The 16,347-nt window shown below is 69.6% G+C and carries 11 protein-coding genes; 8 read left to right on the forward strand and 3 right to left on the reverse strand.

Annotation, left to right across the window (positions count from 1 at the left end):
* Window positions 1-313: 313 nt before the first annotated feature.
* The 3 genes from ACWDUA_RS17205 to ACWDUA_RS17215 are packed head-to-tail and all read right to left on the reverse strand — an operon-like array spanning window position 314 to window position 8,670.
* Complete coding sequence (locus tag ACWDUA_RS17205) at window positions 314-1,321, reverse strand: heme transporter (RefSeq protein WP_449752214.1); 1,008 nt, start codon at window positions 1,319-1,321, stop codon at window positions 314-316.
* Window positions 1,322-1,343: 22 nt separating this feature from the next.
* Entirely contained in the window at window positions 1,344-3,215 is a 1,872-nt protein-coding gene (locus ACWDUA_RS17210; protein WP_449752215.1) for a sulfite reductase subunit alpha, read from the reverse strand.
* A gap of 1 nt (window position 3,216) precedes the next feature.
* Entirely contained in the window at window positions 3,217-8,670 is a 5,454-nt protein-coding gene (locus ACWDUA_RS17215) for a glutamate synthase-related protein (protein WP_449752216.1), read from the reverse strand.
* Window positions 8,671-9,054: 384 nt separating this feature from the next.
* On the opposite strand from ACWDUA_RS17215, the gene rpmE reads away from it, so the two are divergent.
* From rpmE to atpB, 8 genes are all read left to right on the forward strand, one after another.
* Complete coding sequence (gene rpmE / locus ACWDUA_RS17220) at window positions 9,055-9,282, forward strand: 50S ribosomal protein L31 (protein WP_449752217.1); 228 nt, start codon at window positions 9,055-9,057, stop codon at window positions 9,280-9,282.
* An 85-nt stretch (window positions 9,283-9,367) separates the two neighbouring features.
* Complete coding sequence (prfA, locus tag ACWDUA_RS17225; protein ID WP_449752218.1) at window positions 9,368-10,468, forward strand: peptide chain release factor 1; 1,101 nt, start codon at window positions 9,368-9,370, stop codon at window positions 10,466-10,468.
* A gap of 11 nt (window positions 10,469-10,479) precedes the next feature.
* Window positions 10,480-11,424, forward strand: a complete 945-nt coding sequence (gene prmC, locus ACWDUA_RS17230) for a peptide chain release factor N(5)-glutamine methyltransferase (protein WP_449752219.1) — start codon at window positions 10,480-10,482, stop codon at window positions 11,422-11,424.
* A gap of 18 nt (window positions 11,425-11,442) precedes the next feature.
* Entirely contained in the window at window positions 11,443-12,099 is a 657-nt protein-coding gene (locus ACWDUA_RS17235; RefSeq protein WP_449752220.1) for an L-threonylcarbamoyladenylate synthase, read from the forward strand.
* A complete protein-coding gene (locus ACWDUA_RS17240; protein ID WP_449752221.1) occupies window positions 12,096-13,322 on the forward strand; it encodes a serine hydroxymethyltransferase in 1,227 nt (408 codons plus the stop codon). Before ACWDUA_RS17235 ends, ACWDUA_RS17240 begins: the two co-directional genes overlap by 4 nt.
* A gap of 9 nt (window positions 13,323-13,331) precedes the next feature.
* Window positions 13,332-14,522 carry an MraY family glycosyltransferase gene (locus ACWDUA_RS17245; RefSeq protein WP_449752222.1) on the forward strand — a complete coding sequence of 397 codons (1,191 nt, stop codon included), beginning with the start codon at window positions 13,332-13,334 and terminating at the stop codon, window positions 14,520-14,522.
* Between the two features lie 570 nt (window positions 14,523-15,092).
* Window positions 15,093-15,509, forward strand: a complete 417-nt coding sequence (locus ACWDUA_RS17250) for a hypothetical protein (RefSeq protein WP_449752223.1) — start codon at window positions 15,093-15,095, stop codon at window positions 15,507-15,509.
* On the forward strand, window positions 15,506-16,279 hold the full coding sequence (gene atpB, locus ACWDUA_RS17255; protein ID WP_449752224.1) for a F0F1 ATP synthase subunit A: 774 nt from the start codon (window positions 15,506-15,508) through the stop codon (window positions 16,277-16,279). Before ACWDUA_RS17250 ends, atpB begins: the two co-directional genes overlap by 4 nt.
* Window positions 16,280-16,347: the final 68 nt, after the last annotated feature.

The following is a 16,347-nucleotide window of genomic DNA, read 5'->3' on the forward strand; positions in this document are numbered from 1 at the left end:
CGTACTCTGTGGCGTGCGTCGGGAGGTGGTCACCTGCGGGGTGGTTGCGTGGTGGGCCGGGCCGGCGGGGGTGTCGACTCGACTCGTCGCTGCGCTGCTTGTCGGCTCGACCGTCGGAACGCGTGCGTCGGGAGGTGGTCACCTGCGGGGTGGTTGCGTGGTGGGCCGGGCCGGTGGGGGTGTCGACTCGACTCGTCGCTGCGCTGCTTGTCGGCTCGACCATCGGAGAGGGCGCGGGCGCTGGAAGGCGAAGCGGGTTGGGATTCGCGCGCCCGCTGACGAGCGGTGTCGACGGGTGATTGTGCCCGGCCGGTCAGTGCACGAGGTCGGCGACCAACTGTTGCCAGCCCTCGAACACCCCGGCGGCCACCGGCCCGGTCTGGGTGGCGATCAGCGCGCAGCGTCCGCGGCGGTCGTACAGCTCGATCGAGCCGGTGGGTCCCCAGACGCCGTCGGCGCGGGTCACCCAACACTCGGCCAGCTGTGTGAAGTCGACCATCATGCGTGCTCCCCCCGACGCCAGCACCATCTGGCCGCGGTGTTCGCGGGCGCCGTCGAGGTGGTCGTGATGCAGCTGGACACACCCGGGTCCGGTGGCGGCGAGCGTCATCGGCATCCCCAGCAGTGCGGCGTGCTCCAGCGCGGCGATCACTCGCCGCGGTTCGATGAGTGCACAGCCCTGGTCACCGAGGCCGGGCAGGCCGTTACGCCGCGACACTCCGTGATCGTCGAGAATCGAGTCGAATTGTGCGATCTGGTCGGTGGCCGGTACGTCGGTGCCTGGGGTCACGGCCGGTGCGTCCACCTCGGGACCCGCCTCGCCGTCGACCGCGAGCCCGTCCGGTGTCGCCAGGGCGATCGACTCGAAGGCCAGTCGGTCACTGCGCTCGGTGAGATAGGTGGCGTGTGCGGTGTTGCCGTCGGCGTCGAACCATCGCAGCGTGGGTGGCAGATGTGCGGCCGGCTCGGTGATCAGCACTGTGCCGAGCCGGGCAGGGTTGATCCGCAACGAGATCCGTGACGGCCCACAGCGCAGCGGCCCGCCCGGGAACTCGGGGGCGTGGTGCGTTCCGACCGCATTCATCACCACCGGGCCGGCGACCGTCACCCCGACGACCTGATCGAGATGGGGCAGGGCGGCGACAGCCGCGCGCACCCCGCCGTCGATCACCGTGCCCGCGAACCCCGGCGTGTCGAGCAACGCCTGCAGATCGCTGCCGGCGCGACATCGGCACCCGAAGTGGCGGCCGCACGGGCGCGGCGCGGCGCCGTCGGGCCCCACGGCAGGGGAGTCGATCGGGTCATCGGGGGTCGCGGGCATGGGTGTCCTTTCGCCCGAGGCGTCAGTAGACGTCGCGGAGGTAGCGCTTGTCCTTCTTCAACTGGTTGAGGTGGTCGCGGGCACCGTCCTCGTCGAACCCGCCGTGTTCGGCGATGATGCCGACCAGGGCGGCGTCGACGTCACGGGCCATTCGGGTGGCATCGCCGCAGATGTAGACGTGGGCGCCGTCGGCCAGCCACGCGTACAGCTCGGCACCCCGCTCCCGCATCCGGTCCTGCACGTACACCTTGTGTGCCTGATCGCGCGAGAACGCCAGGTCCAGTCGGGTCAGCACACCGTCGGCGACGAACTGGTCGATCTCGTCGGAGTAGATGTGGTCGCAGTGCTGATGCTGGTCACCGAAGAACAGCCAGTTCTCGCCGGTGGCACCCCGCGCCTGCCGCTCGTGAAGGAAGGCACGGAACGGCGCGATTCCGGTGCCGGGGCCCACCATGATGACCTTCGCGTCGTCGGCGGGCAGCCGGAACGACTTGTTGGGGGTGATGAACACGTCGACGGTGTCACCCTCGGCACGGCGATCGGCGAGGTAGGTCGAGCAGACCCCACCGCGGGTGCGCTCACCCGACCGGTAGCGCACCGTGGCCATCGTCATGTGCACCGTGCCGGTGTGGGCACGCGGGCTCGACGAGATCGAGTACACGCGGTGCTGCAGCGGACGCAACTCGGCGATCAGCTCCTCGGGGGTGATGGGCAGGGTGGGGTCGATGTTGAGCAGGTCGAGGACGTCCTTGCCCCACAACCATGCGTCGAGTGCCTCCTTGTCGCCGGTGGAGGTCAGGTGCACCAGCTCGGGATCCTGTGTGCGCGTGGCGATGTAGTCCACCAGGTACTTCGACGGCGTGGCGATCTCGACATGTCGCGACAGGGATTCCCGCAGCGTGCGGGTCGACTTGCGGTCGGTGATCGTCTCGTCGCCGGTGGCACCGAGCCGCGCGATCACCAGGTCCACCAGGGCCGGATCGTTGACCGGGGTGACGCTGACGCCGTCACCCGGCTCGTAGCCGATACCGCTGTCACCCAACGAGATCACCAGGTGCCGGACCTCTTTGTCCGACTCCGGTCCCGACAACACGGTGTTCGCGACGATCGTCGCCGGGTAGGGGTTCTTGCGACCCCAGCGGGGTGCACGCTGCGGTGTGTCGGCCGGGGCCGGTGTGGCCACCAGGGCGGTGGTGGTGGGGGTGTCGATGATGCTGGTCATACGAGAACTCTCGGGGCTGTCGGCGGCAGGGTCGGCCGGGACATCGGCAGGGTTCTCGTCGATGCCGGCGAGTGCGATGATCGCACGTCCGATCCAGTCCGCCGCCGGGCCCTCGTAGTCGACGTCGCAGTCGACACGATCGAGCACGCGTGTGCCGCCCAGCTCACCGAGGCGCACGTCGATGTTCTTGCCGGCCTGGCAGAAGCCGTCGTAGACCGAGTCGCCGAGCGCCAGCACCCCGAAGTACAGCCCGTCCAGGCGGGGTGCGGCCGGGCCGGCGAGCGCCTGCCAGAACATCTCGGCGTTGTCGGGCATCTCGCCCTCGCCGTAGGTCGAGGTGATCACCAGCAGGCGCCGGACCGCCGAGAGGGCACCGAGATCGAGGTCCTCGAGGGCGCACACCTGCGGGACGAAACCCTGGGCGCGGGCGCGGTCGGCGGCCTGCTCGGCGAGGTATTCGGCGGTGCCGGTCTGGCTGCCGTAGGCGATCTGGCAGGCGATTCCGGGGGGTGCCGCCGCACCCGGGCCGCTCAGCGGGGCGACCGCGGCCAGCGGCGACCCGGCGGCCAGCGGCATGTTGATGCGGGTGTTCAGACCCGCGAGGAAGCCGGCGAGCCAGGCCTTCTGGTCACCGGTGAACGGGACGTCGGTGGGGATATAGGGCAACTGCATGTCAGGAGACCTCCGGGAGGGCGGCGGTGGCCGCAGCACGAGAGTCGGGGGCGTGGGTGGCGGGAACACCGGCGGCGGTGCGGGCGAGGGCCTCGGCGACGTCCGGGATGGCCCGTGCGGCGAACAACTGGTCGAACGACGGCAGCTCGCCGAGGACCTCCCGGTTGTGGCGGTCCTGGTGCAGAATCCAGCCGTAGGTGCCGGGGGCGTCCATCGATCGCACGTTGCGGCGGGCGAGGGCGTCCTTGTAGTCGGCCACCCGCTTCGCCGACATCAGGGCGGCGATCCGGTCGTCGTCACGGTCGGCGAGGATGTCGCGGGCGTAGCGGGCCACCCGGGTGACGAGGTCGGAATCCTCGGTGAGCACCAGGTTGCGGGCGGCGCGGGCCACGCTCTCCGGCGATGCCGCGACCGCGTCGGCCGCCCCGCGTCCGGCCCGACCCCGACGCAGGCGCGCGCCGGCCACCTCGCGGGCCAGCTCGAACACCGTGAATGCGCCCAGTAGTCGATACATGTCGGCGTCGTCGGTGTGACCGAAGGCCGGTACCACACCACCGGCGACCGGACGGCCCACCCGCAGATCCGCCTTCAGGCCGCGGACCTGGTCGACGGCCATCGCGGCGGACAACTCGTCGACCAGGGCACGCCGGCCGAAGCGTGCGAGCAGCGTCGGCGCGTCCTGATGGGCCACCAGGGCCCGCGGCATGGCATAGGCGACGTAGTGCCGTTCGGTCTCCCAGTTCTCCAGCAGCCGCGTTGCGAGGGCGGAACCCGTTGCGTCGGCATGCATCTGGAGCAGGGTGTGGGCGGCGTGGTGGTGCAGCGGGGCGAGCGGGTCGTCGACGCCGGTGATCGCGCCGACGATCACCGAGTCGGTGCTGATCCGTTGGGCGAGCTCACAGGCCGGGTCGTACTGGTAGAGGAATCCGCCGCTCATCCCGTTGCCGAGGCCGTTGCCGTAGCCCCCGAGGTTGAACACCGCGCCGTTGGTCATGTATTCGCAGCCGAACTCGCCGAGCCCCTCGACCACCGCGGTGGCACCCGAGTTGCGCACGGCGAACCGGTCGCCGGCCTCGCCCTCGACGAACAGCCGGCCGCCGGTGGCACCGAACAGCGCGAAGTTGCCGATCAGCACGTTGCCGCCGACCGACGCCGCGCCGCCGCCCGGCGAGTGGACCACGACGGTGCCGCCGGACATGGACTTGCCGACGCCGTCGTTGCAGGTTCCGTTGTGCTCCAACCGCATCCCGTCGTTGCAGAAGGCGGCGTAGGACAATCCGGCCGATCCGGAGGTGGGCACCACCACGGTGTCGGCGTCGAGGTATCGCCGTCCCCGGTCGTCGGTGCAGACCGCGGCGAGCGCGCCGGCGGTCGGTGCGTCGAGGATGTGGTTGAGGTGGCGCTCGATGTCGACCGCCAGCTGGGCGCCGACACCGCGGTTGCGGTTGCCCAGCCGCACCGGGGCGGTGGTGATCGTCGTCTCTCCCGCCTCGAGTCCGGCGAGCACCTGTCGGCCGAGCTCGTCGTCGGCGGCGTAGTCGCTGTCGAGGTAGACCGGGTCGGCGATCTCGCGGTCGGCGGCCCGTGCCAGCAGCGCGTCGGTGCGCAGGGTCCCGACCAGCGCGGGATGATCGATCGCGGTGAGCAGGTCGGTGCGCCCACGTGCCGCGCGGAGGTCGGGCAGCCCCAGGCCGGCGAGGATCTCGCGGACCTCGTGGGCGACGTTGAGCAGGTACTGCGCCATCGCGCGCGGGTCGCCGTCGAACACCTCGGGGTCGGTGGTGAGCCCGGCCGGACACTTGATGTTGCAGTTCTTGGCCATCACGCAGCCGATCATCATCAGTGCGGCGGTGCCGAACTCGAAGCTGTCGGCACCGAGCATGGCCGAGATCACCACGTCGCGGCCGGTCTGGTGGGCGCCGGAGGTCCGCAGGGTGACCTTCTGGCGCAGTCCCTGTGCCGACAGCGCCTGATGCACCTCCGCGAGTCCGACCTCGGCGGCTCGACCGGCGTAGCGCAGGCTGCTCACCGACGCGGCACCGGTTCCCCCGGTGTTGCCGGCCACGTTGATCACGTCGGCACCGGCCTTGGCGACGCCGACGGCGATGGTGCCGATGCCCTCGGAGCTGACCAGCTTGACGATCACCCGTACCCGGGCGGCCTTGCAGTCGTGGATCAGCTGGGCCAGGTCCTCGATCGAGTAGGTGTCGTGATGTGGTGGGGGAGAGACGAGTTCGACGCCGGGTGTGCCGCCGCGGGCGGCGGCGATCTCCACCGTCACCTTGGGGGCCGGAAGCTGGCCGCCCTCACCGGGTTTGGCGCCCTGACCGATCTTGATCTCGAGTTCGGTGAGCATCGGGTCGGCCAGATAGCCCGCCCAGATCCCGAAGCGTCCGGATGCGAACTGCTTGATCCGCGAGGCCCGCAGGGTGCCGTACCGGGAGATGTGCTCGCCGCCCTCACCGCTGTTGGACAGCCCGCCGACCATGTTGGTGCCGTGTGCGACGGCCTCGTGCGCAGGTGCCACCAGTGCGCCATGGCTCATCGCGCCCGAGGCAAAGGTCGCGGTGATCTGGTGTGCCGGTTGCACATCCGCGAGTGCGATCGGTGCGGTTGCGGCACCCGGGGCGAGCACGTCGCGCAGTGCGCTGGGCCGGCGTTCCCGGCTGCGGCCGAGGTCGTCGACGAACGCCCGGTAGCCGTCGGTGATGGTGAACGCGTCGATCTCGCCGGGGGTCAGTGCCGCGAAGCTGCTGTCGGCGTACACGTCGGCCCCGAGTCCGAAACCCGACGCGAGGGTGCCGAGGGTGAACAGCCGCAGCGACTCGCCGATGCCCTCGCGGTCGGCGGTGGCCGAATACTCGCGGCCGGCGGCGAACTGGATCTTCTCGCCGGTCAGGCTCGCGTAGCCGCGGACGGCGACGGTGCCGAACGAGTGACCGGCGCCGTCGGCGCGTTCCTTGAACAGGCCGAGCAACGGCAGGTCGGTGTCGGCGGCCGGGGCCGGCGTGGTCATCGCGGCCCGATGTGCGGCCGCGGTGGCCTCGACGATCGGTCCGAGGCCGACGCCACCGACCGGTGCGGTCAGATCGCCGAACCACCGGGACAGATCGGGATCGGCGGTGTCGAGGAACGCCGGCTCGAAGAACTCGCCGCCGATGTAGCTCTCCACCGTGCAGAGCCCGACGCGGCCCATCGTCTTCATCAGGGACTTCTCCGCCGCCTTACGCCAGTGCGTGAATCCGGTGGCGGTGTCGTCGTCCCCGCGCGCGAACCGGGCGGCGCGTCGGCTGATGCTGTGCGGATGTACGGCGGCGGCACCGAATCCGAGGACGGCGGCCAGGTGATGACTCGACTCGACCTGTCCGCTGTCGGCGACCACCGAGACCCGCAGCCGCATGCCGGCGGTGATCAGCCGTCGGTTGACCGCGGCGACCAGGAAGATCATCGGCAAGGCGGCGCGGTCGGGGGCGATCGCGCGGTCGGAGAGCACCGCGATCCCGCCGTGCACCTCGGCGAAGGTGGCCACCGCGGCAGCCAGTCCGTCGACGGCCGACACCAGCGCTGTGCGGGTGACCACCGGATCGGACCCCGCGGGGCCGATCGGATACGTCGCGTCGAAGACCTCGATGGGCGACTCGGTCTGTGCGAGCAGCAGTGTCAGCTCTTCGGCGGTGAGAATCGGTGTGCGCACCACGATCTGACGACCCTTCGACGGGTCGGGATCGTGGTGCACACCGGGCCGGGCACCGAGCGCGACACGCAGGGTCATGCCGTCGGCCTCACGGATGCTGTCCAGCGGCGGGTTGGTGACCTGGGCGAATCTCTGTGAGAAGAACCGCGACACATTGGATTCGATGTTGGTCAGTGCGTTGATCGCATTGCCGAAGCCCATCGCCGACACCCGTTCGGCGCCGTCGGTGATCATCGGGTCGGCGAAGTACCGGAACGACTCCTGGTCGAGGTGGTATGCGCGGAACCGCTGGTGATCGGTCAGATCGCCGACGGTCGTGGCGGTGGGGCCGGCAGCGGCATCGACATCGGTGTCGGTACTGCCCTCGGTTCCGGCCCCGTCCGTCCCGTCCGTCCCGGCGGGGCCGGTCCCCGGGCCGCCGGTGGTCGCCGGCGGGGTGGTACGCAGCTCGTCGAGATCGATCTTGGCCGCGCGTAGCAGAGCGGGGTAGTCCCGTGCGGCGGCGATCTTCTCGTAGGCATCGGCGGTGGTGTACACGCGGTGCTCGCGGTGGTCGTAGAAGATCATCCCGCCCGCAGATACGCGACCGCGGGCGATCACGGTGTCCGGGTCGAAGGTGACCTGACCCGCCTCGGACGAGACGCACAGGTAGTCGGCGGTCTCGACGGTGCGCAGCGGACGCAGGCCGAGACGGTCGAGGCGGGCGCCGATCACGGTGCCGTCGCCGAAGACCACGGCGGCCGGGCCGTCGTTCTTCTCCTCGTAGAGCGAGAAGTACTCGAACATCGCGCGGACCCGGTCGGACAGGGTCGGGTCGTTCTCCCAGGCCGGCGGCATCATCGAGACGATCGCGGTGACCAGATCCATCTGGTCGTTGATCACGCGGGCGGCCACGGTCTGGTCGAGGCGACTGGAGTCGGACTGGCCGGGCGGCCGTACGATCGTGCGCTTGCGCGCCGCGGCCGCGGTCACCTGGGCGATCCGGTTCTTCTTGTCGGTGTTGAGCTCACCGTTGTGTGCCAGGAAGCGGAACGGCTGCGCCATCGTCGGGTGCGGATCGGTGTTGGTGGAGAACCGTGTGTGGAAGAACAGCGTGTGCACCCGGTGATCCGGATCGGCGAGGTCGGTGAAGTAGTCGATCACCTCCGGCGACGACAACCGGCCCTTGAGCACCTGGGTGCGCGCCGACAGCGACAGGGGGTACAGGCCGGCGAGCTCGGCGGTCGAGTACCCGACGGCCTCGATGTGCAGCAACGCCTGCTGGACCAGGCGGTCGAGATCGGCGGGTCCCGGGCATGGCTCGGGAGCCGCGAAGATCCACTGTGTGATCGGCAACTGGTAGGCCACCGCGGCCGGGCGCAGGACGGTGCCGTCCACCGGTACCTCGCGCACCCGCAGCACCGTGAAGCCACGGTCGGCCATGGTTCGCTCGATCAGTCTGGTCGCCCGGGCGGCCGCCGCGGACTCGGTCGGCAGGAAGAAGTTGCCCACGCAGAACTGCCCGAGACACAGGTCGGGGCGCCCGGTCAGCTTGCGGAAGAATCGCTGGGACAGATCGATCGAGATGCCGCCGCCGTCGCCGACGCCGAGTGCGGAGAAGCCTCCGCGATGGGGAACCGAGCACAGGGCCTCGCGGGCCTTGCCGATCACGCTGTGCTGTTGCACCCCGTCCTTGCGGGTGATGAAACCCACTCCGCAACTGCTGTGCTCGTCACTCGGATCCCACAGGGTCTGCTGTGGGGGTTGCGGCTGCGCCTGCATGCGTCCCCTCTCGTGCCGGTCCTCGCTGGACCCGGATGGTCACGGTGGTCGCTGCGACGCTGAAGCGAACCCGGGTCACTATAACTTAGCCAAGGCTTACCAAGGTGAGGGTGTCCTCATCGGGGCTGTGGGCACGGGTGGCCGGGGCCGGACGGCGTCGGGAAGCCGCCCGCCCCGGGCGGTGGATGCAGCGGGTCGAACGCCGGGAATGAACCGGCCGGCCGGTGATGTTGAGGGGGGTACCGAGCCGGTCATGGACGTGTGGACGCCGCGGATTTCCGCGGTCGTCGGCGTGCGTGGCATACTGGTCGGTCGAGTCCGGTTCCGGTTCACACCGACGATCCGCGTCGGTGACCCGGCGACCATGAGAAAGGGACACCAGGAATGAAGCAGGGAATCCACCCCGACTACCACCCGACCACCGTCGTGTGCGGTTGCGGAAACACCTTCGAGACCCGCAGCACCGCCGCCAACGGCCACATCACCGTGGAAGTCTGCTCGCAGTGCCACCCGTTCTACACGGGCAAGCAGAAGATCCTCGACACCGGCGGCCGCGTCGCCCGCTTCGAGGCCCGCTACGGCAAGCGCAAGAAGGCAGACGCCGCCAAGTAGGTCTGACGACGACGCCCGTCCGGTTCTCATCAACCGGCCGGGCGTCGTTTGTTTTTTCTCCATCAGACCCGACGGACGGACCCGAGTGAACCAATCAGCACGCACCGGCACCGCCGGTGCCACCAGCACCGCGATCGACGACATCCTCGCCGAGCATGCCGGCCTCGAGACGCAGCTCGCCGACCCGTCGCTGCACGACGACCCGGCCCTGGCCAGACGCGTGGGCAAACGATTCGCCGAACTGGCCCCGATCATGGCGACCTACTCGCGGCTGCAGACCGCACGCGACGATCTCGATGCGGCCCGTGAGCTCGCTGCCGACGACGCGGCCTTCGCCGACGAGATCCCCGGGCTCGAGGAGGCCGTCGAAGAACTCGACGCCACGCTGACCGACCTGCTCGCCCCGCGCGACGCCCACGACGGCGACGATGTGGTGCTCGAGATCAAGTCCGGTGCCGGTGGCGAGGAGTCGGCGCTGTTCGCCGCCGACCTCGCTCGCATGTATCTCAAGTACTGCGAACGTCACGGCTGGAAGGCGCAGGTCCTCGGCGTCACCGAGTCCGATCTCGGTGGCTACAAGGACGCGACGGTGTCGATCAAGTCCCGCGAGGCCACCCGCGACGGGGTGTGGTCGCGACTGAAGTTCGAGGGCGGGGTGCATCGCGTCCAGCGGGTGCCGGTCACCGAATCCCAGGGGCGGATCCACACGTCGGCGGCCGGGGTTCTCATCTATCCCGAACCGGAAGAGGTCGAGGAGGTGCAGATCGACGAGTCGGACCTGCGCGTCGACGTGTACCGGTCGTCGGGCAAGGGTGGCCAGGGCGTCAACACCACCGACTCCGCCGTACGCATCACCCACCTGCCCACCGGCATCGTGGTGACCTGTCAGAACGAACGGTCCCAGCTGCAGAACAAGGCCCGCGCCATGCAGGTCCTCGCCGCCCGGTTGCAGGCCGCCGCCGAGGAAGAGGCCGAGGCCACCGCCGCCGAGGGCCGTGCCGCGCAGATCCGCACCGTCGACCGCTCCGAGCGCATCCGTACCTACAACTTCCCGGAGAACCGGATCACCGACCACCGCATCGGGTACAAGGCCAACAATCTCGACGCCGTCCTCGACGGTGAGATGGATGCCCTGCTCGACGCCCTGGTCGCCGCCGACCGTCAGGCCCGGCTCGAGGCCCAGTGAGTCGGGGCCCGGTGGATCAGGGTGCCCTGCATCGGGGTGCCGGGGATCGGGGCCGGCAACCGGTCCGGGTGGCGCTGGCCGGGGCTGCGGAGGTCCTGGACGCGGCCGGTGTCGACTCGCCGCGGGCCGATGCCGAATGGCTACTGGTTCACGTTCTCGGGACCGACCGGGGCCGGCTGCTCGTCGCCGACGACCTCGACGGCGACATGCAGAGACGATTCTCCGATCTGATCGCCCTTCGCGCACAACGCATACCGATGCAGCATCTGGTCGGGACCGCAGCCTTCGGGCCGGTGGAGCTGCGAGTCGGGCCGGGCGTGTTCGTCCCGCGGCCGGAGACCGAACTGCTCTACGCCTGGGCGCACGACCTGGCCGAGCGCGAGTGCGCCGAGCGCACGTCGGCTGTCCGTGAATCATGTAGTAGCGCAACGGAATACACTGTCGTCGACCTCTGTAGCGGCAGTGGTGCGCTCGCCCTCGCCCTGGCGGTCACCCTGCCCGGGGTGCGGGTGCATGCCGTGGAGAAGTCGCCCGAGGCCGCAACCTGGTTGCAGCGCAACGTCGACGGGCTCGACGTCGCCGCCCGCGTCATGGTGCACATCGGTGACGTCACCGATGTGCGTGCGGTGTCGGCGATGGTCGGCGGCAAGGCCGACCTGGTGGTCAGCAATCCGCCGTATGTGCCGAGCGCGACACCGGTCCCCGCCGAGGTGCATGCCGATCCCGCGATGGCGGTGTTCGGCGGCGAGGACGGGATGGACGTCATCGGGCCGATGGCGGCCACGATCGCCGCGATCCTGCGGCCCGGCGGATGCGTCGGGATCGAACACGACGACACCACCGCCGACGCCGTCACCGGCCTGCTGTGTGGCACCGGCGACTTCGATGAGGTCACCTCGCATTCCGACCTCGCGGGGCGTCCCCGGTTCGTCACCGCCCGTCGGCGCGCACGGTGAACATGCAAGGATGAATCGGTGAGCTCAGTATTCGACTGCACCGATCCCGACCAGCGCGCCACGGGCATCCGGGCGGCGGTCGGCGCCGCGAAATCCGGCCGGCTGATCGTGATGCCCACTGATACCCTCTACGGAATCGGTTGCGACGCTTTCGATCCCGAGGCCGTGTCCGCATTGCTCGCAGCCAAGGGGCGTGGTCGTGACATGCCGGTGCCCGTGCTCGTGGGGTCCTGGCACACCGTCGACGGACTGATCCTGGGAGTCAGTTCGCAGACCCGGGCGCTGGTCGAGGCCTTCTGGCCGGGCGGACTGAGCATCGTCGTCGAGCAGGCCCCGTCGCTGGCGTGGGACCTCGGCGACACCGACGGCACCGTGATGCTGCGCATGCCGCTGCACCCGGTCGCGATCGAGGTGCTGCGCGAGGTGGGGCCGATGGCCGTCTCGAGCGCCAACGTCTCCGGTCGTCCCCCGGCCACCATCGCCGACGAGGCGCGAGAGCAGCTGGGTGACGAGGTCGCGGTCTACCTCGACGGCGGCGTCGCCCCCAAGGCGCAGGCCTCCACGATCGTCGACCTGACCGGCCGCGCTCCGCGCATCCTGCGGGTCGGTGCGGTCTCCACCGAGGACGTCGCGGAGGTCCTCGGCGTCGACCCGGCGAGCCTGCTGGCGCAATGACCGCAGACGCCCAGGCCGAGCTGGACCGGATCGATCCCGAACTGCGTGCGCTCGTCGAACGGGAATCGGATCGGCGGGCCGGCTCCCTGCAACTCGTGGCGGGGGAGACCATCGCAGTGCCCGCGGTACGCGCGATCCTCGCGTCGTCGCTCGGTGACACCTATGCCGAGGGATATCCGGGCGCCCGCTACCACGGTGGCTGTGAGGTGGTGGACGAGATCGAGGATCTCGCCGTCACCCGTGCCGCCGAACTGTTCGGCGCCGAGTACGTGAACGTCCAGCCGCTGTCCGGGAGCATCGCCGCATCGGCGGTGTACGCCGCCTTCGCCCAGCCCGGCGATCCGGTGCTGTCGCTGCGCCTGGACCATGGCGGTCACCAGACGCATGGTTCCCGGGCCAATTTCTCCGGGCGCTGGTTCGCCCCGATCCGGTACTCGGTCGGGGCCGACGACGAACTCGTCGACTACGACCAGATCCGCGAACTCGCCCTGCTGCACCGCCCGCAGCTGCTCGTCGTCGGGTCGCCGGCGTACTCGCGCCTGTTCGACTACCCGCTGCTGCGTCAGATCGCCGACGAGGCCGACTGCATCCTCTGGGTCGATGCCGCCCACCTGGCCGGGCTGGTCGCCGGGGGCGCGGCGCCGTCGCCGGTGCCGTACGCCGATGTCGTCACCCTGGTGACGCACAAGGTGCTCCGCGGCCCGCGATCAGGCGTCATCCTCGGCGCCGAGCGGCACGGCGCCGCCCTGCGCAAGGCGGTGTTCCCGTTCACCCAAGGCGCCGCGCCGATGGACGTCGTCGCCGCCAAGGCCGCGACCTTTGCCCATGCCGCGACCCCCCAGTTCGCCGAGCACGTCCACACCGTCGTGGACCTCGCACGCGCGCTCGCCGGCGCCCTCACCGACCGTGGACTGCGGATCGTGTCGGGCGGAACCGACACCCATCTCGCGGTGGTGGACGTGAGTCCCCTGGGGCTGAGCGGGGCCGAGGCCCAGCGTCGCCTACACGGGGCGGGGATCGTCGTGGACAAGACGGTGTTGCCCTTCGACACACGGCCGGTCACCGAAGGGTCGGCGATCCGGATCGGCACCCCGATCCTCGCGCTGTCGGGGGGACGTCCGGAGACCGCGATCACGGTCGCGGAGTGGATGGTGGCGGCGCTCACCGACCCCGCGCAACACGCCCGGATCCGTGCCGAGATCGCCGAGATGCTCGGCGGGTAGCCTGATCGGGTGCCAGATCCGTCCGCTCTTCTGCTCGCCGCTCCCGCGACGGGTGGAGCAGGCGTGCCGTTCCGCGAGTTGGTGCTGGTCGGACTGTCGGCAGCCGCGATCACCTACCTGCTGACCTCCCTGGTCCGGGTGGCCGCGATCCGGATGGGGGCGGTGGCGGTACCGCGGGCGCGGGACGTGCACGTCATCCCCACCCCGCGCCTGGGCGGCCTCGGAATGTTCGCCGGGATGGTCGCGGCCATCGCGCTCGCCGCCAACCTCCCCGCGCTGAACCGGGGCTTCGCCTACACCAACGACCTCACCGCGGTGATCGCCGCGGGCACGGTCATCGTGATCGTCGGCGCCATCGACGACCGGTGGGGCCTGGACGCGCTGACCAAGTTCGTCGGCCAGCTCACCGCCGCCTGCGTCATGGTGATCATGGGGATCAGCTGGATCCAGATCCCGGTTCCCTTCGGCGACATCGGCACCGTGGTGCTCGATCCGCTCCAGTCGGGGCTGCTGACCGTCGTCATCACGGTCGCCACGATCAACGCGGTGAACTTCATCGACGGCCTCGACGGCCTCGCCGCCGGGCTGGGACTGATCTCGGCATCGGCGATCTGCCTGTTCTCCCTGGGTCTGTTGCGCGACCAGGGCGGTGACGTCAGCTACTACCCGCCGGCGCTGATCGCGGTGGTCCTCGCCGGCGCCTGCCTGGGGTTCCTGCCCCACAACTTCTCGCCGGCCCGGATCTTCATGGGAGACTCCGGGGCGATGCTGATCGGGCTGATGCTGGCCGCGGCGTCGACCAGCGCGTCCGGCCGCATCGCCGTGTACGGCTACGGATCGGCCGACATCGTGACGCTGCTGTCCCCTTTGATCCTGGTCGCCGCGGTGGTGTTCATCCCGATGCTCGACATGCTGATGGCGATCGTCCGGCGCACCCGCGCCGGCGTCGGCTTCTACACCCCGGACAAGATGCACCTGCACCATCGGCTCCTGGAACTCGGCCATTCGCAGCGACGGGTGGCGATGATCATCTACCTGTGGGTGGCCGTGCTGGCGTTCTCGGTGGCCGCATGCACGGTGTTCCCGGTGTCGGTGGTCGCGCCGGCCTTCGCCGGGGGACTGGTGGTGGCCATGCTGGTGACCATCGCGCCCCGGCTGTCCCGCCGGCTCGCCTCGGTGCGGTCTGCGCACGGCAACTGACCGATCCCGGGGTCGACCGGGCAGCGCCTGATGGGCTCGGGCCCTGATGAGTACCGCCTGATGGGCTCGGGCCCTGATGAGTGCAGCCCTGATGAGTGCAGCCCTGAGGGGCGCCGACCGATGATCGGCCCGTGAGGGACACCGGGGTCGTGCGCGCCCCTGGCACGCCGGGTTCCACATCGGTCGATTCCGTCGCCCGGTCATGAACGGAGTGCGCCGCGGGGGCTATGGGATGTCCGATCCGTGCAGTAAACTCTGCACCCGTCGGGCCAGGTGGGGACCTGAACCCGGGGGTAGGTAACCCAACGGTAAAGACCATGTACTATGGCCCGTAGTAGTTCGGCGGGCCCCGGTGCCTGCCGACATCGCGGAGGCCGACAAGGGCTCCGTAGGACCCGAATCCGACGATGTGCCCACCCCCTGGTGGAAAACGCCCAAGGTCTTGGTAGGGTCACTGCGAACGCAAAGCGTACGCTCGGGTGGCTCACGGCCGCCCGTGGTACGCCGGTTGCCCCGTGCCCGTCGGATGCTCCATCCGCGCAGCACAAGTAGGAGAGATGAGGAGAGGCAATGGCGACATCCGCCCCTGACTCCGCTCCCGTTTATTACCCGGCGGCTCCCACCAGTTTGGTGCGGCCGGGCATCATTTCGGCGGCATTCACGCTGATCGCGGCCGGTGTCGCGATCTACCTCGGACACCCTGTTTTCGCAGTGTTCTTCGCGGTGGGCGTCGTCGCCGTCCTCGTCAACGCCAAGATGGTCACCCTCGCGGTGACCCGGGTGGCTGCCGAGGAAGATCCCCGTAAGAAACTGCTCGCCGTCAATTCGGCGCTCCGGCTCGGTGTGATCACCGTGCTGGCGCTGGCGGCGGCCTTCCTGGTCCGGCCCGATGGGTTGGGCGTGATGTTCGGACTCGCCGTCGGCCAGGTCGTCCTGGTACTCAACACGGTGATTCCGGTGATGAAAGGACTTCGTAAGCAGATATGAGCGCACCGTCTTACGGCTCGGGCACCCTCTACCTTGCCGAGTCCAAGATCGAGGTGGGACACCACCGCCAGGCCGAGTGGCTGGGACTCACCTGGAACGTCGACACGATCATCGCCACCCTGATCGCCGCCGTCGTGGTGATCGCCCTCGCGCTGGTCGTCCGTTACAAGGTCACCTCGGGTAAGCCCAACGCGGTCCAGATGTACTTCGAGGTGCTGACCGTCCAGATGCGGCAGCAGATCCAGAGCTCGATCGGCATGAAGGTCGCCGGGTTCGTCCTGCCGCTCGCGGTCGCATTGTTCACCTTCATCCTCGCCGCCAACTGGCTGGGTGTCATCCCGTGGCAGTACGGCAAGGACGAGGGCGGCACCACCGAGGTCCTGATGACGCCGTCGAGCGATGTCAACTTCGCCTACGCGCTGGCGCTGTTCGTCTTCTGCTGGTACCACTTCGCCGGTGCCCGCCGTCGCGGTCCGATCAAGCACCTCGTGATGCTGGTCAAGGGTCATGCCGCCGGCCTCGCGCCGATCAACATCATCGAAGAGATCGCCAAGCCCGTCTCGCTCTCCCTCCGTCTCTTCGGCAACATGTTCGCCGGTGGAACCATGCTCGCGGTCATCGCGCTGTTCCCGGCCTACATCCTGTGGGCGCCCAATGCCCTGTGGAAGTCCTTCGACCTCTTCGTCGGCCTCATCCAGGCCTTCATCTTCGCCCTGCTGACGATCCTGTACTTCAGCCAGAGCATGGAACTCGAAGAGGATCACCACTAGAGGTCCACGACCTGAGTCAGACCACCCGTAGTACGACCCTGGTCGGCGGCGCCGACCGGACCCACAGA

Source organism: Gordonia sp. NPDC003376 (assembly GCF_053589235.1).